Below are 22,086 nucleotides of genomic sequence, written 5' to 3'. Positions count from 1 at the left end.
ACCTCACCGGAGATAGCAATGAAGAAGTTGTCCACGCTCGTCGCAATGGCCTGTATCACGGTTGGGCCGTTGTTGGCGACGAACGCCTCCGCCCAGTTCGCCAAGCCCGAGGACGCGGTCAAGTACCGCCAGTCGGCCCTGACGCTGATGGCTTCGCACTTCGGCCGCATGGCGCCGGTGGTCAAGGGTCAGGCGCCCTATGACGCGGCCCAGATCAAGGCCAACGTCGAAGTGCTGAAGACGCTGTCGGCGCTGCCCTGGGCGGCGTTCGGCCCGGGCACCGAAGGCGGCGACGCGCTGCCGAAAATCTGGAGCGATGCCGCCGGCTTCAAGCAGAAGCAGCAGGCGTTCCAGGACAACATCGTCAAGCTGTCGGCGGCCGCCGACGCCGGCGACCTGGACAAGCTGCGCGCGGCGTTCGGCGACGTGGGCGCCAGCTGCAAGGCCTGCCACGATTCGTACCGCAAGAAGAAATAAGCCTTTGGCCGTCCTCGGACGGTCCGACGAAAAAAGCCTGGCAATGCCAGGCTTTTTCGTTTTTTCGTTCGTGCGCGGATCAGGAAAAAGACATGTCCGCGGCCACCTCCAGCGAGCGTATCCACAGCACCAGGCCGGTCACGCAGGCGCCCAGCACCAGGGCGCGCAGCCAGACGGCGAAGCCGTCCTGCGCGGGCGGCGTGCCGGCGGGCACGTCCTTGGCGTCGACCTTGCCCGTGATGATGGCGCGCACCAGGCGCTTGCGGCGCACCACCGCGTACCAGGCCACGGCCAGCAGGTGCAGCGCCACCAGGGCGATGATGACCCACTCGTTGAGCTTGTGCCAGGACGTCATGGCGCCGGAAAGGCCTTCGCTGACGTGGCCGAACAGCGGCCCCTGCGTCATGATGTCGTCGGTGGCGAACAGGCCGCTGACGGCCTGGAAACCGATGACCAGCAGCAGCGCCATGACCGACAGCGCGCCCAGCGGATTGTGGCCGGCCGGCGCGGCGGCGCCCTTGAGGTAGCGGGCCACGGCCGCGGGGCCGCGCAGGAACTGCGAAAACCGGGCGTAGCGCGGGCCGAAGAAGCCCCACAGCAGGCGGAACAGGATCAGGCCCAGGGCGGTACAGCCGAAGCGGACGTGCCAGTCCATGTACAGCCCGCCCAGCTTGACGCTGACGAAGGCGCCGACGATACAGACGACGAGCGCCCAGTGGAACAGGCGGGTAGGGAGGTCCCAGATGTGGATCGCTTGGCGGTTGTTCTGCATGTCGGGATTGCAAAGACCTGATTGCCGGAAACTTTATCACGCGCCATCCGCCCGGCCGGGCGGGCAGGGCGAGGCGCGCGGGTTCAGCGGGCGGCGCGGCGCACCGGCTCGATGCGATGCACGTGCTCGTGGCGGAAGCGGATGCGCTGGCCCGGGGCCTTTTGCGCCGCCGCGCCGCAGGGCACGACTTCGGTCGTGTAGGTGGTCATGCCGTCGATCGGCGCGTTGAAAATGACTTCCGCGCGGATGGCGGGGCCGTCGACCGGTTGCAGGTAAACGATGTCGCCGATGTGGATCGGCATGTTGTCCAGCTTGGTGTGGGCGGGACGACGGATCAGGTCCGTGGTGGTGAAGTGAGTGTTCATGGTGTCTGTTCTCTTCTTGGTTTCTAGTTATGGGAAAAGCCGGCAGCTTCATGGCCCGTAGGCCAGTCATGACACTACCGCACAATTGCTGCAGGTTTCTTGCGCATTCTCATACGCGCGCCGGTTTGCGGCGTGCGTGCGCAAGCGTGTTCCGGCGCCAGGGCGCGCCTGGTTGCAGGAATGCTGCTGGATGTGCAGGTGCCCAAGGGGGCGAGCTACTGCCAGTCTTGCTCAGGCCGCACGCCGTTTGTTTTCAAATGAAGTGGCGTGGATGGCGAGAGCGCCGCCGCGTTGCCGGTTGTCTATGCTGGGGCCTATTTCAGGCTCCATACCGATGCCATGTTGGGTAAGCATCGCCCGACGTGGCACAGTCGTGTTCGTCGGGGGTATTTCAGGCCGCCGGTATTTCAAGCCGCCAAGACTATGTAGTGTTTATACTTCGCGTGTCTGGCGGCTAACGAAGAATATTAATCGAAGTTGGCCGATTTTGCAAGCTTTTTGTGCAAGCGCTTCAATGCGCCGAGGAATGGGCCTGGCGCTGCGCCTCGATGATCAGCCCTTCCAGCCGCGGCGACATGCGCAGCGCCACCTGTGCGCCGACTTGGCCGTCCGGCCCGGTCGCGGTTTCCAGCGCCAGCCCGATGCTTTCGTTGTCGAAGGCCTCGGGAGCCGCCTTGATTTCCACGTAGCGCGCGAGCAGTGCGTCGACCGCCTTCTGCGCATCGGCCAGGGCCTCTTCGGACAGCTGCCCGTGGCCCAGGTATTGGTTGACCACGCGCGCGAGGTCGTCCATGAAAAACAGCAGCGCGGCCGCGCCGCGGCAGTCGGGATGGGCGAAGCCCCAGGCGTTTTGAGTCATATGGCAAGTCTGCGTTACGGACAGCCCGTCCGGGCCGAAAACGCCATTTTAGAGGAGCCCGGCTTGCGGCATACTGCGAGGCCTATGATCAGACTCGCACGACCTTCCGACCTGGCCGGCCTGGCCGCCATAGAACATTCCGCCGGCCAGCGCTTTTTGGGCACCGCCATGGCCTGGGCCGCCGACGACGATCCGGTGCCGCTGGCCGAGCTGGAGCAGGCCTGCGCCGCCGGCCTGCTGTGGATCGCCGAAGGGCAGGACGGCCAGCCCGCCGGATTCGCGCTGACGCGGCCCATGGACCGCGATCTCTACCTGGCCGAAATGGCCGTGGCGCTGCCCAGCCAGGGCCGCGGGCTGGGCAGGGCGCTGCTGCAGGCGGTGCGCGCCCATGCGTGCGCCGCCGGCTACCGCTCGGTGCTGCTGACCACCGACCGCGAGCTGTCCTGGAACGCGCCCTTCTATCGCCGCAACGGTTTTTCCGAGCTGGCGCCCGGGCAATTGCCCGCGCCGCTCGCGGCGCGCCTGCGGCTGGAAGCGCAGGCCGGCTTCGATCCGGCGCGGCGCTGCGCGATGGCCTGCCCGGCGGCGGCATGATGCTTGCGGGCCGCCCTGTGTCAACACGCTTCGATGGCAACAAAATCCGCCTGCCGGCGGCGCTGTCCCGGCGCTTCGGGATAATCTGGCGGGGAGCGGCGGTCCTGTGGCCGGGCCGCTCCGCCACCGCACAACCGCATGCAAGGAGGATGCGCATGGCATGGCTGCGAGCTTGCCTGCTGGGACTGGCGACGGCATCGCTGCTGCCGCTCGCGGCCTGCGTCAACAAAGAGCCGCAGGAACGCGCGGCGTTCATCCAACTGCTGCAATCCCGCATCGACAGCGCCGCGCTGCTGCCGCTGCCCGTGCTCAGCGAACCGGAGCAGGAGGCGGTGGGCGACTATGCCGACGCCTATGAGGTGATGGGCGAATTCCAGCAGGCCATGGCCCGCGCCGCCGCGCCCATGCGCGACGTGCTGGCGCTGGAAACCCTGCGCTCGGTGGGCGAGATCGTCGAGCGCAGGCCGCGCTTCGAGGCCGCGCGCAAGACGCTGGCCGAGCAGGCCGCCAAGCTGGGGCAGGCGCGGGCCGAGGCCGACAAGGCGCGCGCGGCCCTGGCGCTGCCGCCCGATCTCGCGCCCATCTACGACGGCGTCTACGACGAAGCGGTCAGCGCCCCGGCCGCCGAGCTGATCGAGGCGGCGTCGAAGATGGACGCGGTCGCGCGCGACGCGCTGGGCGTGGCCGACTTCGTGGCCGCGCACGAGGACGAATTCCAGTTCGTGGACGGCCAGACCCTGGTCACGGCGCCGACCCTGCAGCAGGAGCTGAACCTGCGCCTGCAGGGACTGAACGCGCAGTCCGAGGGCCTGGAGCGGGCCCGCGCCACCCTGGCGCAGGCGGCGGGCCTGGCGCGCGGAGAGCGCTGAAACAGGCGCTTTGTACAATGCGGGTCTCGCGGCGCTTGCCGTGCCTGGGACGGAACATGAGTCAATCTTCCAGCGTGCACTACCGAACCTTTCTGCTCCTGCTGGTAGCGGTTTCCATCGCGTTCGGGTGGTTGTTGTGGCCTTTCTACGGGGCCGTTTTCTGGGGCACCATCCTCGCCATCATTTTTGCTCCCCTGCAGCGCCGCCTGGTGCCGCGCATCGGAGGCCGGCGCAACCTCGCCGCGCTGATCACGCTGTTGCTGGTGCTGCTGCTGGTGATCCTGCCGCTGGTCGTCATCAGCGGATCGCTGGTGCGCGAAGGCGCGAATCTCTATCAAAGCATCAAGTCCGGGCAGATCAATTTCGGCGCCTACTTCCAGCAGGCCATGGCGGCGCTGCCACCGTCGGTGCACGATTTGCTGGCCCGCTTCGACCTGGCCGACATTCCGAGCCTGCAGGAAAAACTGAGCGCCGGCGCGATGCAGGCCAGCCAGTTCCTGGCCACGCAGGCGCTGAGCATCGGACAGGACACGTTCCAGTTCGTGATCAGCTTCGGCATCATGCTGTACCTGCTGTTCTTCCTGCTGCGCGACGGCCCGCAGCTCTCGGCGCGGCTCAAGCGCGCCATGCCGCTGAGCGACGCGCACAAGCAGCACCTGTTCCGCAAGTTCACCACCGTCGTGCGCGCCACCGTCAAGGGCAATGTCGCGGTCGCCGCGGTTCAGGGGGCGCTGGGCGGCATCATCTTCTCGATCCTGTCGATCCAGGGCGCGCTGCTCTGGGGCGTCATCATGGGATTTCTGTCGCTGCTGCCGGCGGTGGGCGCCGGCCTGATCTGGGCGCCGGTGGCGCTGTACTTCCTGCTGACCGGCGCCACGCTCAAGGGCGTCGCGCTGATCCTGTTCGGCGTGCTGGTCATCGGCATGGTGGACAACGTGCTGCGTCCCATCCTGGTGGGCAAGGACACCAAGATGCCGGACTACGTGGTGCTGATCTCCACGCTGGGCGGCATGGCCTTGTTCGGCTTGAACGGCTTCGTGATCGGCCCGCTGATCGCGGCCCTGTTCATGGCCAGTTGGGACCTGTTCGCGCCCTTGCCCGAGAGTGCACCCGGCATCGCCGACCAACGCCCGCCCGCCAGGAAATAGGCGCGCGGTGTATGGTGTAGTGGCGCCCGGCCTCCTGGGGGCCGGGCATTTCGTGTGGACTTCGCCTATCAGGAGCGTGTTGCATATGGAATGGAAACTGCATCGGTCCGGCTGGATCGAAGAGCGCAACTTCGATATTGAATTCGCCGAGGTGCCGGAGGGCTTTCGCACCCGCGTGCGCGTCTTCGGCTTTCCCACGCTGGAAGACACCAAGCACGTGTTTCCCAACGAGGCGCTGGCGGAAAAGGGCGCCTTGACCCTGCTCAAGAGCCAGTTCGCCGGCACACCCGACCTGGAAGAGCCGTAGCGCCGGGCGCTTGCCTCCCGTGGTCCGGCGAGCGCTTTCGGGGTAAATTGGGGACACGAAAGTTTTAGCCACACTATCGCCGCGTATTTTGTTGCGAATTGTGTGGCAGCTGGCGGACCCCGCGGGAGGCGCATGAGTGCAATGGTGTCGGTGCAATCGCAGCAGCGCAAGCCGCGCCGCTACTCCATGCGGACCGGCTTGCTGGCGCTGGTCGTGGCCTGTATTTCGCCGGCGCTGATCGTGGCGTCGATCGCCGTCTACGAAAGCTACGTCATCCAGAAAGAACGGATTTTCCGCGACACCATATTCCTGGCGCGCAATCTCACCGCCATTCTCGACCGTGAATTGACCGGCGTCGAAGCCGGGCTGCGCATGCTGGCGTCGTCCCCCGACGCGGTGGCGGGCAATCTGCAGGGCCTCTACGAGCGCGCCCGCGAAGCGGTGGGCTTCCATATCGCCGAACACTACGTGCTGTCGGACCGCGACGGCCGCCAGCTCATCAACACCCTGGTGCCTTACGGCGAGGCGCTGCCCACGTCCAGTACCTCCCCGGAACTGGCGCGCGTGTTCCAGACCGGCGCGCCGGTGCTCACGGGACTGTTCACCGGCGGCGTCAGCCGCGCTCCGTCCATCGCGCTGGGCGCGCCGGTGATGCGCGGCGGGCAGGTGGTCTACACCCTGAGCGCGGGCATTCCACCCGAGCGCATCGGCCAGGTGCTGAGCCGGCGCGCCTTGCCGGACGGCTGGATCGCGGTGGTGCTGGACGGCTCGGGCACCATCGTCGCGCGCACGCGCGACTCGGCCAGGCTCGTCGGCCAGAAGGCCGTGCCCACGCTGACCCGCGCCGCCCTGCAGGAAAGCGAGGGCTCGCTGGAAACGGTCACGAGAGAGGGCGTGCCCGTCTATACGGCCTTCAGCCGCTCGTCGCTGTCGGGCTGGACCGTCGCCGCCGGCGCGCCCATGTCCCTGGTCACGACCGACCTGTACCGTTCCATCGCCTGGATCGCCCTGGGCACCCTGGCCGCCTTCGGCCTGGGCCTGTGGCTGGCGTTGCGGCTGGCCAACCGGCTGACCTCTTCGGTGCAGGGCCTGGTCGCGCCGGCGCTGGCGCTGGGCACCGGCCGCGCGGTGGAGCTGCCGGGCACGCGCGTCAAGGAAGTGGCGGAGGTGGGCGGCGCCATGCTGCAGGCCTCGCGCATGCTGGCGCACGCGCAGCGCCTGGCGCACTACGATCCGCTGACCGGCCTGTGCAACCGGGTCCTGTTCAGCGAACTGGTGCAGCGCGAACTGGCGGTGGCGCAGCGCAGCGGCGACTCCTTCGCCATCCTGGCGATCGACCTGGACGGCTTCAAGGCCGTCAACGACATGCACGGCCACGCCGCCGGCGACGAGGTCCTGCGGGACGTGGCCGAGCGTATGGTCGAGGCGGTGCGGGTCTCGGACGTGGCGGCCCGCCTTGGCGGCGACGAATTCGCGGTGCTGCTGCTGGGGGTCACCGGGGACAACGCGCGGCTGGTCGCCGAAGCGCTGGTCGAGCGCCTGTCGCAGCCTTACCCGGACATCCAGCCGACCGTGTCGGCCAGCGTGGGCGTGGCCATGTTCCCGCAGTCCGGCATGGAGCTGCAGCAGCTCATGGAGCGCGCCGACGTGGCGCTCTACAAGGCCAAGGGGCTGGGCAAGCGGCGGGTGGTGCTGGATGGCTGACGCCACCGGGGCGTGGCGCGCCCGGGGTTTTCGCTACACTGCGCGGTTCGACGCCGCGCGCGACGCGGCGCACCATCGGAAGCGGAAATGCAATTCACCATCGGCCGGAACATGGCCACGACTTCGGGTTTGCTGGCGGTGCTGCTGTGGGGCACGGTCGTCGGCCTGATCCGCAGCGTCAGCGAAAACTTCGGCCCCGTCGGCGGGGCGGCGCTGATCTATACGGCGGGCTCCATTTTCCTGGTGCTTTTGCTGGGCTTTCCCAGGCTGCGCGCTTTCCCCCGTTCCTATCTCATCGTCGGCAGCCTGCTCTTCGTCGCCTACGAGATCTGCCTTTCGCTCTCGCTGGGCTACGCCGCCGACCGCGCGCAGGCGATCGAACTGGGCATCGTCAACTACCTGTGGCCCTGCTTCACGGTGGTGCTGGCCATGCTCATCAACGGCCAGCGCGCCAGCGCCTGGGTGGCGCCCGGCATCCTGCTGTCGCTGGGCGGCATTGTCTGGGTCGTCGGCGGCTCGGGCGGGCTGTCCTGGGAACGCACCGTGGCCAACGTCTCCAGCAATCCCCTGAGCTACGGGCTGGCGTTCAGCGGCGCCGTCATCTGGGCCTTGTATTGCAACGTGACGCGCCGCTACGCCGACGGCAAGAACGGCGTCGCGCTGTTTTTCATGCTGACCGCGGCGGCCCTGTGGACCAAATACCTGCTGGGCGCGGAGCCCGCGCTGGCGTTCACGTGGCCCGCCACGCTGGAGCTTGGCGTGACCGGCGGAGCCATGGCGGCCGGCTACGCGCTGTGGAACGTGGGCATACTCAAGGGCAACCTGACCTTGCTCGCCACCGCCTCGTATTTCACGCCGGTGTTCTCCACCTTTTTCGCCGCCGTGTGGCTGTCGACGCGCCTGGGCGCGCCGTTCTGGCAAGGGGTGGCCATGGTCACCGCCGGGTCGCTGATCTGCTGGGCGGCGACGCGCAACAGGCCGGCCCGGGGCGTGTAGCCCCAGGCCGGGCCGTCATGTCAAAGAAGAATCGCTCGGTCAGAGCACGGATTGCGCGACCGCGTATCCCAGCGGGATCAGCAGCAGCGAAGCGAACAGGGAACTGACGATCGCCGCCGATATTTTCAGCAAGGGCTCGGGCCCTGCGGTTTGAATCGTTTGAATCACCAACGCGACGATACCCATAACCATCAAACAGCTGATAACCACTGCTACGTGAGTCATGTTGTCTCCGTCCTCGCCTGATTAAAGGGATTCGGCGCCGCTGAGCGGTCTAGATGTTTGTATTGATTGTGCGCCTGTATTCGGGCGGCGGGCCCTAGGGTTTTCCTGACGGCGCGCGCGGTTTGTGGCGTATTAGCCGCGCACCCTGCAGCATGAAATCCATGTGCGCATGCAGCATTTCGGGACGGCCTTCAAAGCGGCGATGCGCCGCTGGTTTGCGCTACGATGGCGGCATCGAGTCCCATCAAGAGGCCGCCACATGCCGCAGAAATTGCGTCCGGGCACGCGCGCCACATTGCAGGTCAGGCAACTGATGCCGGGCGAATTCGCCTGGATCATCACCCTGTTCGACCCGGAAAGCGGCAATGTGCGCAGCACCAATTATTCCGAAAAGCGCTACGGCAGCCAGGACGAGGCGTCGGCCGCGGGCAAGGCCGCGGTGGTGGAATTCCTGGGCAGCGATCCGCAAAGCCCCGAGCCGGGCAAGGACGGCCGCTCCAGGTCCTGAACCGGCCCGCCTCATTCTTCTCCTTTTCCAAGCCCTCGCCAGAGGGCTTTTTGCTGCCCGCGCGGGCACGCGGATTGCTGGAGGGCGCGTGCGCATCCTGCGCCGATCGAGGAGATTCCGCCATGTCCCAGTCCATGCATAGAGAACCCGGCCAGCCCGACGATCTGCCGCCGGACGATCCCACGATACCCGGCAGCCTGCCGCCCGATGGCTCCGTGCCGCCGCCCGACGATCCCGGCGAGGAAGTCCCGCCCGACCCGCGCCGGCCCGACCCCAGCGACCCGCGCACGATAGACCTGGCCTGAGCGCCGCATCCCGCGCTATGCGCAATCCAAGCAAGGAGGCTTACTCATGCGATCGATCCTGTTGTGGCTGCTGGGCGTGCCCATCCCCATCATCATCCTGCTCGCGCTTTTCTGGCATTGACCTACGCCGCAGCCTACCCGCAATGAACGAGGAATAGTCCATGGAAAACGCATCGATGTTGAACCAACCCTATACCGGCGGCGCGCTGCCACGGGAATCCGCGGCCTCCGCGGTCTCGTGGGCGGCCGTGTTCGCCGGCGCGGTCATCGCGGCCGCGCTGTCGCTGGCCCTGTTCGCCGGCGGCGCCGGCCTGGGCTTTCTCTCGGTTTCCCCATGGGGAGACGAGGGCCTCTCGGCGCCCGCGGCCGGCATCGGCGTCATCGCCTGGATGCTGTTCACCCAGATCGTCGCCTACGGCATCGCCGGCTATGTCACCGGCCGCCTGCGCACTAAATGGGCCGACGTGCACACCGATGAGATCTACTTCCGCGACACCGCGCACGGCTTTCTGGTGTGGGCGCTGAGCGCCGTCGTCAGCGCCGCGCTGGTGGGAGCCTCCATCGTCTCGCTGGCCACGGGCGTGGCCAAGACCGGCGCCTCGATGGCGGGCGCCGGCGCCACGGTCGCCGCGTCGGCGGCGGGCGGCGCCGCGGCATCGGGCGCGGGCTCGGGCGGCATGGCGCAGACCGGCGATTACCTGGCCGACCTGCTGCTGCGCGCCGAACGGCCCGACGCCACAGGCGACCGCGCCAGCGCGCGCGCCGAAGTCGGGCGCATCGTGGCCGTCAGCCTGGCGCGCGGCGACATGACGCCGGCGGACCGCGACTACGTAGCGAAAGTGGTGGCGGCGCAGGCCGGCATCGAGCCGGACGCGGCGCAGCGCCGCGTCGAACAGGCGATCCAGGATGCCCGCAAAACGGCCGACGAAGCCAAGCAGAAGGCCAAGGAGGCCGCGGACGCCGCGCGCAAGGCGGCCGCCGCATTGGCGCTGTGGGGCTTCGCCTCGATGCTGATCGGCGCCTTCGTGGCAAGCCTGGCGGCGACCTGGGGCGGACGGCGCCGGGACCTGCCTTAGTCTGGTTTTTCTCGCCGCTCAAACAGCGTATGCCGCGGGCCGGGCAGGCCCGTGGCCGCCAATTTCGGCCCGATGTGTATTTCGCCGCGAGATGGTAGAAATCGGATTCGTATCCGCAAGCGCAGGCGAAGGGGGGATTGGTTGAGAAAGCCGAGAATCACGCTGCTACTGCTTATTGTCGCGTTGGGGGTGCTGACGGCGATGATCGCGTTCGTCAACGCCCTGGCCGCGGCCCAGATCGTTCAGAAGGAGCAATTGATCGCCCGGTCCCTGGAGGCCAACCGGGCGTATGCCGCCAAGCTCGCCGCCACCGTGGACCTGTACATCGGGTCCGTGCAGCGGCAGCTGGAAGTCAGCGCCAGCCGTCTGCCGGCGCTGCTGTCCTCGCCCCAAGCCCTGGCCGCCGAGGCCGCCAGGGTCGCCCGGCAGTCCGACGGCGTGGTCGCGGCTTTCGTCGCCGACCGCGACAACAGAGTCATCGCATTCGAATCGCTGGCGCCCGAACTCACCCAGAAGCCGGCGATGCTGAGCCGCGTCGAAATCGACCAGCGCGAAGTCGCCGGCCATGTCTCGGCCGTCTATTTGTCCGCCGACGGCTTTCCGATAGTCCTATTTTCACAACCGATCCGCGACGCCGAGGGCAGCTATCTGGGCCTGCTCGGCGCGGTGATCTTCCTGCAGCAGGACAACGAACTTGACCGCCTTGTCAGCGTCCATTTCCACCACGACGGTTCCAACGTCTATGTCGTCGATTCCGGCGGCAAGGTCCTGGTGCACCAGGACAAGTCCCTGATCGGAACGAACGAAAGCGGCAACGTGGTGGTCGATGCGCTCGGGCGGGGCGAGGCCGGCGCGGTGGCCGTCACCGGCACGCGCGGCAAGCGTTACTTCGCCGGCTACGCGCCCATGCGCAGCGGCAAGTGGGGCGTGGTGGTGCAGACCCCGGAGGCGGTCACGCTGGAGCCGCAACGCGACCTGCTGCGCCGCGCGCTGCTGTATTCCGTGCCGGCCGCGGCGCTGACGCTGCTGCTGATTTACGTGCTGGCCCGCGGCATCGCGCATCCGCTGTCTCAATTGGCCCAGGCCATGCGGCGCGACGACGGCGGCAGGGACGAGAAGCCCTTGCGCGGCCTGCGGCCGTGGTACTACGAGGCGCAGCAGCTGCGCGAAGCCGTATGCGTGACGCTGGCGCAGCACCGGCGCCGGATCACCCAGCTCAACACCGAAACGCACACCGATCCCATGACCCGGCTCATGAACCGGCGCGGCATGGAAGGCGCGATCGAACGGCTGATGGCCTCGCATCAGCCGTTCTCGGTGCTGGCCCTGGACATCGACCGCTTCAAGCGCGTCAACGACACCTACGGCCATGCCGCCGGCGACAAGGTGCTGATGACGCTGGCCGACCTGCTGCGCGCCGTCATCCGCGCGGGCGACCTGCCGTGCCGCATCGGCGGCGAGGAATTCCTGGTGCTGATGCCGGCAGGCAACCCCCGGGTAGCCCAACTGGTGGCCGCACGCATCCGCGCAGCCGTCGCCAACACCCATATGCCCGACGGCGTGGGCTGCATCACCATCTCCATCGGCGTGGCCCGCTGGCCCCACGACAACGAAGACGTCTGTGAAGTCCTGAAATCCGCCGACCAGGCGCTGTACGCGGCCAAGAAAGCGGGGGGCGACAGGGTGGTGGTGTATCCGTTCTAGGCAGGGAGCGATATGTCCCGCTTGCGGCGCAGGCAGGTGGGCTCAGGCCGCGATTTTCAGTAAGTTGCTTCTGGAAAGCGTTTGCCGGTCAGGCAATCCCGATAGGAGATCCCACCATGATGAAGCTGGTTCGCGAAGGCGGGTACGACTGACCATGCCGGCCGAGGTATGGCTCTGCTTGGGGAATCTAAGGGCTTCTGGATAAACACGGGAACCCTTGTTCTTTCTGCGCTGGTGGCGGCTGGAATTGGATGCCGCCGCCTCGCCAAGTCCGGCAAGAACGCTTCTTGGGTTTCTGATTATTTTGTAGTAACGTACCTACATTGAGAATTCAGGACCGGAGGCGCCACTGTGACCATCACCATGCTATCCAGTCGTGAGCTGAACCAGGACGTTACACGGGCGAAGAAAGCCGCCAAGAACGGCCCTGTAATCATCACGGATCGCGGCAAGCCTGCGCATGTGCTATTGAGCATCGAGGAGTATCGACGGCTTACTCGGCAGCGTCGCAATATTGCCGACGCGCTGGCCATGCCGGACATCGCTGACATTGAGTTTGAGCCTCAGCGAGCCAATATCGTACCCAGGCCGGTTGATCTTTCGTGATGTACCTGCTTGATACCAACGTGGTGTCCGAACTGAGAAAAGTTCGGGCGGGCAAGGCCCATCCGGGTGTGGCGAAATGGGCGGAAAGCGTGGATGCCGCCGATCTTTTTTTGTCAGCCATCACCATCATGGAGCTGGAGTTAGGCATTTTGTCTATCGAGCGCAAGGATGCCGCCCAAGGGGGGCTGCTGCGTGCGTGGCTGGAGCAGCATGTCTTGCTGGAGTTTTCTGGACGGACACTGCCTGTCGATACGGCGGTGGCGCAGCGTTGCGCGCGCCTGCATGTGCCCGACAAACGTAACGAGTGTGATGCGCTGATTGCGGCTACGGCTCTAGTGCACGGAATGACGGTGGTCACGCGCAACGTGGCCGATTTCGAGGCCACCGGCGTGATGATTGTCAATCCGTGGGAACCGGCTGCGTAGAAGGGGGCGATAGGCTGACGTCGCCAGCGTGCTATCCAGTGCCCTATCCCAAATGCGCAGAGAAAAGTGCTAGAACGAAGTATTCGTTACCCTATCCGTAAATCAGTCTGCCAGAAACAGTTCTGAGTCGCCGGCCGATGGTTGAAAATTGCCGTTTACTTGCCGTTGAAGCGAGTACTCCATGATTGTCGTGTAAACACTATTGCCTGCATACGTCCTCCTGTACGACTTGGCGACCGGATCAAAGGTGACATTCATGTCTTGGAGGAATCGCCCGCAACGCTGGCTAAATTGACGTCCAGTTGCGAACCATGCAGTGTAGGAACCAGTGGGAATTCCTTGAAAGTTGCGAGAGTCACCGCCTCGTACAAATCCTGTCAAAACGGTCCTGCCAGCTTGATCTTTCAATTTCACAAGGGCGTCGATTCCGAAGGGGGCAGTGATTCGAAGCTCATGTTCTCCAAGTGAGGCTGGTTGCTTGAGCACGGTTCCCGAAGGCGGCGGGAAGTCCACATCATTGCAGATGGTCTGAAGAGTTGTGTTGTCATCTCCAACCTGGAGGAACGCGCCATTTACGTAGCCAAAACCGGCTTGGTGCGAAATGGGCAGCCAACCCGCCGTCGCATCTCCTTCAATGGTTACGCTATCTAGAAAGCGCAGTCTTGCGACAATGTCATGCTTCGTGCTCGGGCCGGCTCTTACGTTTAGCTCCGGAGATATGACTCGGCCCCTGGGAAGCGGGAGGTTCGCTATAGGCCTAGTGGCAATGTTGGTAGGTGTGCGCGTGTTGACGCCAGAATCGGTGGGTACGTTTTTGGAGGCGCTGGGCCTTTGAGCAAGGGAATGGGTGGGCGGTACTGTTGTCGTTGAAGGGGCGATTGAAGATATCGATGATTTACGAGCGCTTGAGTTATAGAGGGCTAAGAACAGAACAAGTACGAGCACTCCGCTACACAACATCCAACCATTCCACCGGCGTGAGGTCCCAGATGCGGAAGGTGCACCGTTTACGTTGTTGTTTTTTGATGATTGACCGGAGGGTGCCTTAGCCGCTGATGCGGCAGGATTGGGCTGTTCGGTGCTTGTAGCCTGTTCAGTACGCTTGCGAGATTCGGCTTCTTGGCGAGCAATCCATGCGTCGTGGGCTTGGCGCTTCGCTGGGTCGGATAATTCAGCATATGCCTGATTTATGAGCCGCATGATATGTGCAGCAGCTTCGTCTCCGGGGTTCTTATCAGGGTGATATTGCTGTGAAAGAGCCCTATAGGCAGCGCGAATAACGAAGTCAGGCGCGTTCCTGGCGACCTTCAAGTTGTCGTAGTGGGTGTGGAGTTTGTAACCCATGTGAATCGTGCCGCCACGAGGGCAATTGAAGAAGTATTGAAAACTAAATTATCGTATTGTTGCTTTTTGGGCGAAAGTTCTCTGTCTAAGCGAGCGCTATCGTGGCTTATCGCAGCGTTGATTGCGACAAAGAGCCTCGTTTGATTTGCGATGACATCAGTTCGCTAACGAGCTAGGGCCAAATAGGCGCTGTCGATGTTCATGTGCGATCAAAAACAAAAAGGCCCGCAATCGCTTGCGGGCCTTGAAATTCTTGGTGGCGCATCCCTGATTCGAACAGGGGACCTGCGGATTATGATTCCGTCGCTCTAACCGGCTGAGCTAATGCGCCACGTCTTCGTTAATTACTAGTAGCGATCAACGAAGAACGAAATTCTAGCACAGATTTTTTTCCATGCGCAAGCAGTCGGCCATCATTTTTTCAGGCGTCTCGCGCCAGGCGGATGCCGGAGAACTGCCAGCGGGCGTCGGGCGGGAAGAAGTTGCGGTAGCTCGGGCGGATGTGGTCCCTGGGGGTGGCGCAGGAGCCGCCGCGCAGCACGTACTGGCTGCACATGAATTTGCCGTTGTATTCGCCGACGGCGCCGGCGTCGGGGCGGAAGCCGGGGTAGGCGTCGTAGGCGCTACAGGTCCACTCCCAGGCGTCGCCGAAGAGCTGCACCGGCCCGCCCGAACCGTTGCGGGCGGGGGCGGGGCGCGGGTCGAGGTGGCCGTTTTCCAGCATGTTGGCGCGGCCCGACAGGGCGCCCTCGGGCAACTGGCGGGCGGCGTGTTCCCATTCGGCTTCGCGCGGCAGGCGCACGCGGGCCCAACGGGCGTAGGCGTCGGCCTCGAAGTAGCTGACGTGCGTGACCGGGGCCTGCAGTTCCAGCTCCTGCATGCCGCGCAGCGTGAACAGGCGCCAGCCGTCGCGCTGCCGTTCCCAGTAGAGCGGCGCCTGCCAGCCTTGCGCGCAGACCTGGTCCCAGCCCAGGGACAGCCACAGCTCGGGCCGCTTGTAGCCGCCGTCCTGGATGAAAGCCAGGTATTCGTGCTGGGTCACGAGGCGGTCGGCGAGGTGGAAGGGGGCCAGCAGCACGTCGTGCGCCGGGCCCTCGTTGTCGAAGCCGAAGCCGCGTCCGTCGTGGCCGATGCGCGTGATGCCGCCGGCGTAGCGGGTCCAGCCGGCGGGCGTGGCCGGGGGCAGGGCGGTCGCGCCGGGCGCCACGTAGGCCGGGCGCAGCGGATTGGCCGAGAGCATGTGCTTCAGGTCGGTGAGGATCAGTTCCTGGTGCTGCTGCTCATGGTTCAGGCCCAGTTCCAGCAGGGCGTCGAACTCCGCGTCGTTGCCGCCCAGGCGCGAGATCAGTTCGTGCATGGCGCCGTCCACGTGCTGGCGGTATTGCTGCACTTCGCCCAGCGAGGGGCGCGACAGCAGGCCGCGCTGCGGGCGCGGATGCTTGGCGCCGATGGCGTTGTAGTAGGAATTGAAGAGCATGCGGTACTGCGGGTGGAATACCGCGTAGGAGGGGTGAAAGCGGCCCAGCAGAAAGGTCTCGAAGAACCAGGTGGTGTGCGCGAGGTGCCATTTGACGGGGCTGCAGTCCGGCATGGACTGGACCTGGCAATCCTCCGGGCTGAGCGGCGCGGCGAGGGCCGCCGTCGTCAGGCGCACCGCGTCGTAGCGGTCATGCTGGCCGGCCTGGCCGGCCGCGTACGGTCCGGTGGCGGGGTGGGTCAGCAGGCACGCAGGTTCCATGGCGATCCTCCAGTGGCGTTTAGTGTCTTGCCCGGCATCAGGCGCGGGCGCTGAAAACCGAAAACCAGCCGCGGGAATCCGACCAGTGCGCGACGTCGCGATAGCCGGCGCTGCCGAGCAGGGCGGCAAAGGACTGCGGGGTGAATTTGTAGGAGTTCTCGGTGTGGATGCGTTCGCCGGCGCCGAATTCGCGCTGGCCGCCGGGCCAGGCGACCCGCACGGCGCGCAGCGCCTCCAGGTGCATCTCGATGCGCGAGCGCGCGCTGTCGAAGCGCGCCACGTGGCGCCAGTCGGCCACGTCGAAATCGGCGTCCAGCAGGCGGTTCACGTGCCGCAGCAGGTTCAGGTTGAAGGCCGCGGTCAGGTGCAGCGCGTCGTCGTAGGCGGGCTCGAGCACCTGCGCCGGCTTGACGCGGTCCACGCCGACCAGCAGGCCGCCGCCTTCGCACTGGCCGCGGATACGCCGCAGCATGGCGAGCGCGTCTTCGGGGCTGAGGTTGCCGATGCTGGAGCCGGGATAGAAGAACAGCCGCTGGGCAGCGGGGATGTCGGCCGGCAGCGCCAGCGCGTGGGTGTAGTCCTGCCCCAGCGCGGTGATCTGCAGTTCGGGATACGAGAGCCGCAGCCGCCGCACCGCCGATTGCAGGTAGTCGGCGGAGATGTCGATGGGCACGTAATGGCGCGGGCGCAGGCTGGCGAACAGGCGCTCCGCCTTGACGCAGTCGCCCGCGCCCAGGTCTATCATGGCTTGCACCGGGCCGACATGGCGGGCGATGGCTGCGCCGTGGCGCTGGAAGATTTCCGCCTCGCAGCGCGTGGGGTAGTACTCCGGCAGCTGGGTGATGGCGGTGAACAGCGCCGAGCCGAGCGCGTCGTACAGGAACTTGGGATCGACGTGGGCCGGCTGGTCCAGCAGCCCGTCGCGCAATTCGACCTGCTCCGGACTGGGCTGCTGCGGGTGCCGGTCGATGAATTCGGTGGCGGCGGGGGCGAACAGGGTGGAGGGAGAAACCATGCGTTCAGTTCCTTTTTGAGAGCTTGAAGCGCATTGCAAAGGTCTATTGTCGTGGGGATGGGGGTCGGGGTGTCAAGCCTAAGCCGCTGAATGCAATGGACTTTTACCAAATCGGAGCCGGGACCGTGAGCCGGCGTCCGGCGGCTGAAATATCGAATTACGGCTGGTTGCCAAAGCTCGGGCGCCGCGTCCGGGCGGGCGTCACAATAGGCACCATGGCCTGACGCAGCCCGCCGCGGTGGGCGCAGGCAGGCCCGACTCCCTTCAAATAATCACAAGGAGCGACCATGAACCGAAAGCACCAACGCGCCGAAATGGCTTTGCACCGCGAACGGGTGAGCGACAGCTTCCATGAACTGCTGGCGGGCACCGAAGACCTGCTGCGTTCGACGGCTTCGTATACGGGCTCCGAGATCGAGGCGGCGCGGGCGCGCCTGCGCCGCCAGCTGGCCGATGCGCGCGAATCCGCCGGCCAGTGGGAGGGCGCGGCGCGCGAACGCGCGCGGCAGGCCTCCGTCTATGCCGACGAGTACGTGCACGAGCACGCCTGGAAATCGGTGGGCGTGGCCGCGCTGGTCGGCGCCTTGCTGGGCTGCCTGCTGGCGAGCGGCCGGCGCTAGTCCCGTTTCTCCATCATGAGGCCGTCTGCGGCCTGCGCCCGGCCGTGGGCGCGCGCCCTGGCGCTGGCCTGCGCCATGCTGCTGGCCAGCTGCGCCAGCGTGCCGGATTCCGCCGAGCGCGAGGCGCGCGCCGCGCAGGCCAGCCAGTCGGCCGACGCGGCGCTCGACAGCTATCGCCGCAGCCAGGGCATCAGCGCCGACCCGCGCACGCCCAAGGACGATTTCCTGGCGCGCCACCTCGCCGTCGAACAGGCGGTCAGCGGCGCGCCGCTGGTGCCGGGCAATCGTGTCCGGCTGCTGGCAGACGGGCCCAGCACCTATCGGGCCATGCTGCAATCCATCGGCCAGGCGCGCCGCTACGTGCACATGGAGACCTACATCTTCGACGACGACACCGAGGGTTCGCGCTTCGCCGATGCGCTGATCGCGGCGCGCGCGCGCGGCGCCGAGGTGTCGCTGATGGTCGATGCGATCGGAACGATCAAGACGCCCGACGCGCTGTTCGACCGCCTGCGCGATGCGGGCGTGCAGGTGGCGGTCTTCAATCCGGTCAATCCGGCGCTGGCGCGCGCCGGCTGGTCGCCGAACCAGCGCAATCACCGCAAGGTGCTGGTGGTCGACGGCAAGGTGGGCTATCTGGGCGGGCTGAACGTCAGCAGCGTGTACGAGTCCTCGCCGGGGTCGAGTTCGGGATCGGGCAAGTCCGACGCCGCCGCGGCCGGCGACGCGCGGACCGCGCCCTGGCGCGACACGCATCTGCGCATCGAGGGGCCGGCGGTGGCCGAGCTGGAGGCCGTCATCCGGACCGGCTGGGAGTCGCAGACCAAGGAACCGCTGAAAGGCGGCGACGCCTACGTGGCGCCGGCCGCGGGCGACACCAGCGTGCGGATACTGGCCAACCAGCCGGACCGCAGCGATGGCTACACGGTGTACCTGACGCTGATGTCGGCGTTCGAAAGCGCGCAGAAATACATACACATCACGATGGCGTACTTCGTGCCGGACCCGGCCTTCATCGACGTGCTGACGGCGGCCGCGCGGCGCGGGGTCGACGTGGTGCTGGTGCTGCCGGGCTTCAGCGATTCGTCACTGGTGTTCCATGCCGGGCGCTCGCATTACGCCGACCTGCTGGAGGCCGGCGTCAAGCTCTATGAACGGCGCGACGCCTTGCTGCACGCCAAGACCGCGGTGGTCGACGGGGTCTGGTCCACCGTGGGGTCCAGCAATATGGACTGGCGCAGTTTCGCGCTGAACTACGAAATCAACGCGGTGGTGCTGGGGCCTGACTTCGCCGGCGAAATGGAGGCGCTGTTCCAGCGCGACGTCGCCGATTCGGTGCGCATCACGCCCGAGGCCTGGCAGGCCCGGGGCGTGAAAGACCGTTCCATGGAGTTTTTCTCGCGCATGTTCGAGCGCTGGCTCTAGCGGCTCAGGCGCGGCCGGGGGCCGGCGCCGCCTGCATCGCGCGCGCCAGTTCCAGGGCCGTGGGGATGTCGTGGGTCGGCTGGAACGAATGGGCCTGCGCCATGGCCCAGCCGGCGCGAAACACCTGGTGGCGGAATTCGCCGCGCAGCAGCTCGCCCGGGGTCAGCTCGGGAAACAGCGCCGACAGCAGCCGGATCTCGCTGGACGAAATGCGCCGCGCGATGTGGTGGGGGCGCAGCTGGCCCGGATGCGTCAGGCCGGCCGCGGCCAGCAGCTCCGCCAGCGCATGCAGCGTGTTGCGATGGAAGTTGGCCACGCGCTGCGCCTTGTCGGGCACCACTAGCGCGCGCTGGCGCAGCGGGTCCTGGGTGGTGACGCCGGTGGGGCATTTGCCGGTATGGCAGGCCTGGGCCTGGATGCAGCCGACGGCGAACATGAAGCCGCGCGCGGCGTTGCACCAGTCGGCGCCCATCGCCATGACGCGCGCCATGTCGAAGGCGGTGATGATCTTGCCCGAGGCGCCCAGCTTGATGCGGTCGCGCAGGTTCACGCCGATCAGGGTGTTGTGCACCAGGCGCAGCGCTTCGCGCAGCGGCGTGCCGACATGGTCCACGAATTCGACGGGCGCCGCGCCGGTGCCGCCTTCGGCGCCGTCGACCACGATGAAGTCGGGCGTGATGCCGGTCTCCAGCATGGCCTTGACGATGGCGAACCATTCCCAGGGATGGCCCACGCAGAACTTGAAGCCCATCGGCTTGCCGCCGGACAGCTCGCGCAGGCGCGCCACGAATTTCATCAGGCCGATGGGCGAGTCGAAGGCCGAGTGGGTGGCCGGCGAATTGCAGTCCTGCCACGGCGCCACGCCGCGGGCCTCGGCGATCTCGGGCGTGACCTTGCCCGCCGGCAGGATGCCGCCGTGGCCGGGCTTGGCGCCCTGCGACAGCTTGATCTCGATCATCTTGACCTGCGGCGTACAGGCGTTCTTGACGAAGGCTTCTTCCGAGAACGCGCCCTGCGCGTCGCGGCAGCCGAAGTAGCCCGAGCCGATGTTCCACACCAGGCTGCCGCCGGGCTGGCGGTGGTAGCGGCTGATGCCGCCTTCGCCGGTGTCGTGCGCGAAGTCGCCCTGGCGCGCGCCTTCGTTCAGCGCCAGCACGGCGTTGGCCGACAGCGCGCCGAAGCTCATGGCCGAGATGTTGAACACCGACATGGAATAGGGCTGCTTGCATTCCGGGCCGCCCACGGTGACGCGGAAGTCGGTGTCGTCGATGCGCGAGGGCGACATGGAATGGTTGATCCATTCGTACTGGTCGCCGTAGACGTCCTGCTGGGTGCCGAAGGGACGCTTGTCGATCTCGCGCTTGGCGCGCTGGTAGACGATGGAGCGCTGCGCCCGCGAGAAGGGCGCGGCCTGGGTGTCGTCTTCGAGGAAGTACTGGCGGATTTCCGGCCGGATGAATTCGAACAGGAAGCGCAGATTGCCCAGCACCGGATAGTTGCGCCGGATGGCGTGGCGGGTCTGGATCAGGTCATAGACGCCGAGCGCGCCCAGCAGCGCCAGCGGCACGGCGATCCACAGCCACCAGGCCGAGCTCGCGTAGGCCAGCGCGGCGGTGACCGCCGCGCCCGCCAGGGTCAACAGAAAAGCCGTGTAGCGGCCGAAAATCCAGCTCATGTCCATCTCCGTATTTCGGGATGGGGCAACCATACACCAGCCTCGGCGCCCCTAGCGGGCGAAAACCGGAATACTGTTTCTCAGCAGCTGGATGCCGACGGCGTCTTTTCCACGGCCAGGCCGAAGGCCGGGCGCAGCCGCACGCCCAGGGCGCTGCCGGCGAAGGCGGCGGGCAGCCACAGCCAGGCGTGCAGGCTGCCCGACAGGATGCCGCTGAAGTAGGCGCCGATGTTGCAGCCGAAGGCCAGGCGCGCGCCATAGCCCAGCAGCAGGCCGCCGATCACCGCGCCGGCCAGCGAACGGGCCGGCACCTTCCAGACGGGCGCGAACTTGCCGGCGGCGCTGGCCGCGGCCAGCGCGCCCAGCATCAGGCCGATGTCCATGACCGTGGTGACGTCCTGGCGCAGCGGCGCGCCCAGCGACGGCTGCTTGGCCCAGTAGGCCCAGGTGGCCACGTCGCCGCCGGCGGCGTCCAGGGCCTTGGCGCCCCACAGCGCGAAGGCAGAGGTGATGCCCCAGGGGCGGCCGGCCAGCGCCAGCGTGGCGAAGTTCAGCGCCACCAGGGCCACGCCGCCCCAGATCAGCGGCCACGGCCCCTGCAGCAGCGAGCCCGGACGGGCGGTGCGCGCGGCGAAGGAAATGACATGGCCGTGCCGGCGCTTTTCCAGCGCCGTGACGGCCCAGGCGATCAGCGCGAACACGGCCAGGTTGGCCAGGAGCGCCGGGGCCAGCCCCCAGGTCTTGATCAGCGAGGTGGGCGCCAGCGCGGGCAGATTGGACCACCAGCCGAAGTTGGCGGTCGCGATGACCGAACCGACGATGAAGAACAGCAGCGTGACCAGCATGCGGGTATTGCCGCCGCCGACGGCGAACAGCGTGCCCGAGGCGCAGCCGCCGCCCAGCTGCATGCCGATGCCGAACAGGAAAGCGCCCAGCACCACCGACACGCCCGGCGGCGAGACGAAGCCGCTGACCGGCTGGCCGAACAGCGAACCCGCGGCCAGGAACGGGAAGAACAGCAGCACGCCCGCGGCCAGCATCAGCATCTGCGCGCGCAGCCCGGCGCCGCGGCGGTCCGAAACGAAGACGCGCCAGGCCTGGGTGAAACCGAAGGAGGCGTGGTACAGGGTCACGCCCAGCAGGGCGCCGACGATCCACAGCGCGCCCTGGCGCCAGCTCACGGTCTGGTTCAGGTACAGGGCGCCGGCCAGCACCAGCAGCAGGGCGATCCACAGCGGCTTGCGGTTGATGCGGATCGGCGGCAGGGCCGCTGGGGGCAGGGGTAGGGTCGAGGCGTTGCTGCTCATGGGCGAGTCCCGGGATAAACGT

Annotated in this window: 24 protein-coding genes and 1 tRNA gene; 15 read left to right on the top strand and 10 right to left on the bottom strand. The window is 66.7% G+C overall.

Annotated features, from left to right (window positions below):
* Nucleotides 1–18: 18 nt before the first annotated feature.
* Complete coding sequence (locus AC1M14_RS18620) at nucleotides 19–477, top strand: c-type cytochrome (RefSeq protein WP_111827031.1); 459 nt, start codon at nucleotides 19–21, stop codon at nucleotides 475–477.
* A 79-nt stretch (nucleotides 478–556) separates the two neighbouring features.
* Here AC1M14_RS18620 and AC1M14_RS18615 read toward each other — a convergent pair whose 3' ends face one another.
* From AC1M14_RS18615 to AC1M14_RS18605, 3 genes are all read right to left on the bottom strand, one after another.
* Complete coding sequence (locus AC1M14_RS18615; protein WP_102774716.1) at nucleotides 557–1,249, bottom strand: cytochrome b/b6 domain-containing protein; 693 nt, start codon at nucleotides 1,247–1,249, stop codon at nucleotides 557–559.
* 83 nt (nucleotides 1,250–1,332) lie between these two features.
* On the bottom strand, nucleotides 1,333–1,614 hold the full coding sequence (locus AC1M14_RS18610; RefSeq protein WP_102774715.1) for a hypothetical protein: 282 nt from the start codon (nucleotides 1,612–1,614) through the stop codon (nucleotides 1,333–1,335).
* Between the two features lie 511 nt (nucleotides 1,615–2,125).
* Entirely contained in the window at nucleotides 2,126–2,473 is a 348-nt protein-coding gene (locus tag AC1M14_RS18605) for a hypothetical protein (protein ID WP_111827032.1), read from the bottom strand.
* Nucleotides 2,474–2,557: 84 nt separating this feature from the next.
* Here AC1M14_RS18605 and AC1M14_RS18600 point away from each other — a divergent pair, with 84 nt between their 5' ends.
* The 6 genes from AC1M14_RS18600 (at nucleotide 2,558) to yddG (ending at nucleotide 8,091) form a co-directional block, all read left to right on the top strand.
* Nucleotides 2,558–3,067, top strand: coding sequence for a GNAT family N-acetyltransferase (locus AC1M14_RS18600; protein WP_102774713.1), 510 nt, complete (start codon nucleotides 2,558–2,560; stop codon nucleotides 3,065–3,067).
* Nucleotides 3,068–3,222: 155 nt separating this feature from the next.
* Nucleotides 3,223–3,936 carry a DUF3053 family protein gene (locus AC1M14_RS18595; RefSeq protein ID WP_102774945.1) on the top strand — a complete coding sequence of 238 codons (714 nt, stop codon included), beginning with the start codon at nucleotides 3,223–3,225 and terminating at the stop codon, nucleotides 3,934–3,936.
* A gap of 56 nt (nucleotides 3,937–3,992) precedes the next feature.
* Nucleotides 3,993–5,084 carry an AI-2E family transporter gene (locus AC1M14_RS18590; RefSeq protein ID WP_479730237.1) on the top strand — a complete coding sequence of 364 codons (1,092 nt, stop codon included), beginning with the start codon at nucleotides 3,993–3,995 and terminating at the stop codon, nucleotides 5,082–5,084.
* A gap of 85 nt (nucleotides 5,085–5,169) precedes the next feature.
* Nucleotides 5,170–5,391 (top strand): hypothetical protein, encoded by a 222-nt coding sequence (locus AC1M14_RS18585; RefSeq protein WP_102774711.1) that lies wholly within the window; start codon nucleotides 5,170–5,172, stop codon nucleotides 5,389–5,391.
* Nucleotides 5,392–5,532: 141 nt separating this feature from the next.
* Entirely contained in the window at nucleotides 5,533–7,095 is a 1,563-nt protein-coding gene (locus tag AC1M14_RS18580; RefSeq protein WP_258231517.1) for a GGDEF domain-containing protein, read from the top strand.
* Between the two features lie 87 nt (nucleotides 7,096–7,182).
* Nucleotides 7,183–8,091 (top strand): aromatic amino acid DMT transporter YddG, encoded by a 909-nt coding sequence (yddG, locus tag AC1M14_RS18575; RefSeq protein WP_102774710.1) that lies wholly within the window; start codon nucleotides 7,183–7,185, stop codon nucleotides 8,089–8,091.
* A gap of 39 nt (nucleotides 8,092–8,130) precedes the next feature.
* Here yddG and AC1M14_RS18570 read toward each other — a convergent pair whose 3' ends face one another.
* On the bottom strand, nucleotides 8,131–8,316 hold the full coding sequence (locus AC1M14_RS18570; RefSeq protein WP_102774709.1) for a hypothetical protein: 186 nt from the start codon (nucleotides 8,314–8,316) through the stop codon (nucleotides 8,131–8,133).
* A 259-nt stretch (nucleotides 8,317–8,575) separates the two neighbouring features.
* Here AC1M14_RS18570 and AC1M14_RS18565 point away from each other — a divergent pair, with 259 nt between their 5' ends.
* The 6 genes from AC1M14_RS18565 to AC1M14_RS18540 all read left to right on the top strand — a co-directional run bounded on the left by AC1M14_RS18565 (nucleotide 8,576) and on the right by AC1M14_RS18540 (nucleotide 12,940).
* Entirely contained in the window at nucleotides 8,576–8,824 is a 249-nt protein-coding gene (locus AC1M14_RS18565; protein WP_479730236.1) for a hypothetical protein, read from the top strand.
* A 134-nt stretch (nucleotides 8,825–8,958) separates the two neighbouring features.
* Nucleotides 8,959–9,129, top strand: coding sequence for a hypothetical protein (locus AC1M14_RS18560; RefSeq protein WP_479730235.1), 171 nt, complete (start codon nucleotides 8,959–8,961; stop codon nucleotides 9,127–9,129).
* A 161-nt stretch (nucleotides 9,130–9,290) separates the two neighbouring features.
* Nucleotides 9,291–10,205: a hypothetical protein gene (locus tag AC1M14_RS18555; RefSeq protein ID WP_479730234.1), complete on the top strand. Its 915-nt coding sequence runs from the start codon at nucleotides 9,291–9,293 to the stop codon at nucleotides 10,203–10,205.
* Nucleotides 10,206–10,346: 141 nt separating this feature from the next.
* Nucleotides 10,347–11,909, top strand: a complete 1,563-nt coding sequence (locus AC1M14_RS18550) for a diguanylate cyclase domain-containing protein (RefSeq protein WP_479730233.1) — start codon at nucleotides 10,347–10,349, stop codon at nucleotides 11,907–11,909.
* A gap of 351 nt (nucleotides 11,910–12,260) precedes the next feature.
* Nucleotides 12,261–12,515, top strand: a complete 255-nt coding sequence (locus tag AC1M14_RS18545) for a type II toxin-antitoxin system Phd/YefM family antitoxin (protein WP_479730232.1) — start codon at nucleotides 12,261–12,263, stop codon at nucleotides 12,513–12,515.
* Entirely contained in the window at nucleotides 12,512–12,940 is a 429-nt protein-coding gene (locus AC1M14_RS18540; RefSeq protein WP_479730231.1) for a PIN domain-containing protein, read from the top strand. The genes AC1M14_RS18545 and AC1M14_RS18540 overlap by 4 nt, the downstream gene beginning before the upstream one ends.
* Nucleotides 12,941–13,042: 102 nt before the next feature.
* Here AC1M14_RS18540 and AC1M14_RS18535 read toward each other — a convergent pair whose 3' ends face one another.
* The 4 genes from AC1M14_RS18535 to egtD form a co-directional block, all read right to left on the bottom strand.
* On the bottom strand, nucleotides 13,043–14,284 hold the full coding sequence (locus tag AC1M14_RS18535; RefSeq protein ID WP_479730230.1) for a DnaJ domain-containing protein: 1,242 nt from the start codon (nucleotides 14,282–14,284) through the stop codon (nucleotides 13,043–13,045).
* A gap of 254 nt (nucleotides 14,285–14,538) precedes the next feature.
* Nucleotides 14,539–14,615: transfer RNA gene (locus AC1M14_RS18530), tRNA-Met, on the bottom strand.
* Nucleotides 14,616–14,705: 90 nt separating this feature from the next.
* Entirely contained in the window at nucleotides 14,706–16,022 is a 1,317-nt protein-coding gene (gene egtB / locus AC1M14_RS18525) for an ergothioneine biosynthesis protein EgtB (RefSeq protein WP_111827040.1), read from the bottom strand.
* A gap of 37 nt (nucleotides 16,023–16,059) precedes the next feature.
* Nucleotides 16,060–17,037 (bottom strand): L-histidine N(alpha)-methyltransferase, encoded by a 978-nt coding sequence (gene egtD / locus AC1M14_RS18520; protein WP_102774702.1) that lies wholly within the window; start codon nucleotides 17,035–17,037, stop codon nucleotides 16,060–16,062.
* 287 nt (nucleotides 17,038–17,324) lie between these two features.
* Between egtD and AC1M14_RS18515 the strand changes: the two genes are divergently transcribed.
* Together AC1M14_RS18515 and cls are read left to right on the top strand one after the other, a co-directional pair.
* The gene (locus tag AC1M14_RS18515) at nucleotides 17,325–17,657 is read left to right on the top strand and encodes an ElaB/YgaM/YqjD family protein (protein ID WP_102774701.1); all 333 of its coding nucleotides are present in this window, start codon (nucleotides 17,325–17,327) and stop codon (nucleotides 17,655–17,657) included.
* A gap of 15 nt (nucleotides 17,658–17,672) precedes the next feature.
* Nucleotides 17,673–19,082: a cardiolipin synthase gene (cls, locus tag AC1M14_RS18510; RefSeq protein WP_479730229.1), complete on the top strand. Its 1,410-nt coding sequence runs from the start codon at nucleotides 17,673–17,675 to the stop codon at nucleotides 19,080–19,082.
* A 4-nt stretch (nucleotides 19,083–19,086) separates the two neighbouring features.
* On the opposite strand, the gene AC1M14_RS18505 is transcribed toward cls, so the two are convergent.
* Together AC1M14_RS18505 and AC1M14_RS18500 are read right to left on the bottom strand one after the other, a co-directional pair.
* On the bottom strand, nucleotides 19,087–20,757 hold the full coding sequence (locus AC1M14_RS18505) for an FMN-binding glutamate synthase family protein (RefSeq protein WP_479730228.1): 1,671 nt from the start codon (nucleotides 20,755–20,757) through the stop codon (nucleotides 19,087–19,089).
* A gap of 80 nt (nucleotides 20,758–20,837) precedes the next feature.
* Nucleotides 20,838–22,064: a YeeE/YedE family protein gene (locus AC1M14_RS18500; RefSeq protein WP_479730227.1), complete on the bottom strand. Its 1,227-nt coding sequence runs from the start codon at nucleotides 22,062–22,064 to the stop codon at nucleotides 20,838–20,840.
* Nucleotides 22,065–22,086: the final 22 nt, after the last annotated feature.

This window comes from Achromobacter sp. SX5 (assembly GCF_056711425.1).
Note: the sequence above shows the minus strand (reverse complement) of the source record. Positions and strands in the feature narration are given on the sequence as shown.

Coding starts and splice junctions, on each gene's coding strand:
- AC1M14_RS18620 (WP_111827031.1), top strand. CDS start 19: ATGAAGAAGTTGTCCACGCTCGTCGCAATGGCCTGTATCACGGTTGGG.
- AC1M14_RS18615 (WP_102774716.1), bottom strand. CDS start 1,249: ATGCAGAACAACCGCCAAGCGATCCACATCTGGGACCTCCCTACCCGC.
- AC1M14_RS18610 (WP_102774715.1), bottom strand. CDS start 1,614: ATGAACACTCACTTCACCACCACGGACCTGATCCGTCGTCCCGCCCAC.
- AC1M14_RS18605 (WP_111827032.1), bottom strand. CDS start 2,473: ATGACTCAAAACGCCTGGGGCTTCGCCCATCCCGACTGCCGCGGCGCG.
- AC1M14_RS18600 (WP_102774713.1), top strand. CDS start 2,558: ATGATCAGACTCGCACGACCTTCCGACCTGGCCGGCCTGGCCGCCATA.
- AC1M14_RS18595 (WP_102774945.1), top strand. CDS start 3,223: ATGGCATGGCTGCGAGCTTGCCTGCTGGGACTGGCGACGGCATCGCTG.
- AC1M14_RS18590 (WP_479730237.1), top strand. CDS start 3,993: ATGAGTCAATCTTCCAGCGTGCACTACCGAACCTTTCTGCTCCTGCTG.
- AC1M14_RS18585 (WP_102774711.1), top strand. CDS start 5,170: ATGGAATGGAAACTGCATCGGTCCGGCTGGATCGAAGAGCGCAACTTC.
- AC1M14_RS18580 (WP_258231517.1), top strand. CDS start 5,533: ATGGTGTCGGTGCAATCGCAGCAGCGCAAGCCGCGCCGCTACTCCATG.
- yddG (WP_102774710.1), top strand. CDS start 7,183: ATGCAATTCACCATCGGCCGGAACATGGCCACGACTTCGGGTTTGCTG.
- AC1M14_RS18570 (WP_102774709.1), bottom strand. CDS start 8,316: ATGACTCACGTAGCAGTGGTTATCAGCTGTTTGATGGTTATGGGTATC.
- AC1M14_RS18565 (WP_479730236.1), top strand. CDS start 8,576: ATGCCGCAGAAATTGCGTCCGGGCACGCGCGCCACATTGCAGGTCAGG.
- AC1M14_RS18560 (WP_479730235.1), top strand. CDS start 8,959: ATGCATAGAGAACCCGGCCAGCCCGACGATCTGCCGCCGGACGATCCC.
- AC1M14_RS18555 (WP_479730234.1), top strand. CDS start 9,291: ATGGAAAACGCATCGATGTTGAACCAACCCTATACCGGCGGCGCGCTG.
- AC1M14_RS18535 (WP_479730230.1), bottom strand. CDS start 14,284: ATGGGTTACAAACTCCACACCCACTACGACAACTTGAAGGTCGCCAGG.
- egtB (WP_111827040.1), bottom strand. CDS start 16,022: ATGGAACCTGCGTGCCTGCTGACCCACCCCGCCACCGGACCGTACGCG.
- egtD (WP_102774702.1), bottom strand. CDS start 17,037: ATGGTTTCTCCCTCCACCCTGTTCGCCCCCGCCGCCACCGAATTCATC.
- AC1M14_RS18515 (WP_102774701.1), top strand. CDS start 17,325: ATGAACCGAAAGCACCAACGCGCCGAAATGGCTTTGCACCGCGAACGG.
- cls (WP_479730229.1), top strand. CDS start 17,673: ATGAGGCCGTCTGCGGCCTGCGCCCGGCCGTGGGCGCGCGCCCTGGCG.
- AC1M14_RS18505 (WP_479730228.1), bottom strand. CDS start 20,757: ATGAGCTGGATTTTCGGCCGCTACACGGCTTTTCTGTTGACCCTGGCG.
- AC1M14_RS18500 (WP_479730227.1), bottom strand. CDS start 22,064: ATGAGCAGCAACGCCTCGACCCTACCCCTGCCCCCAGCGGCCCTGCCG.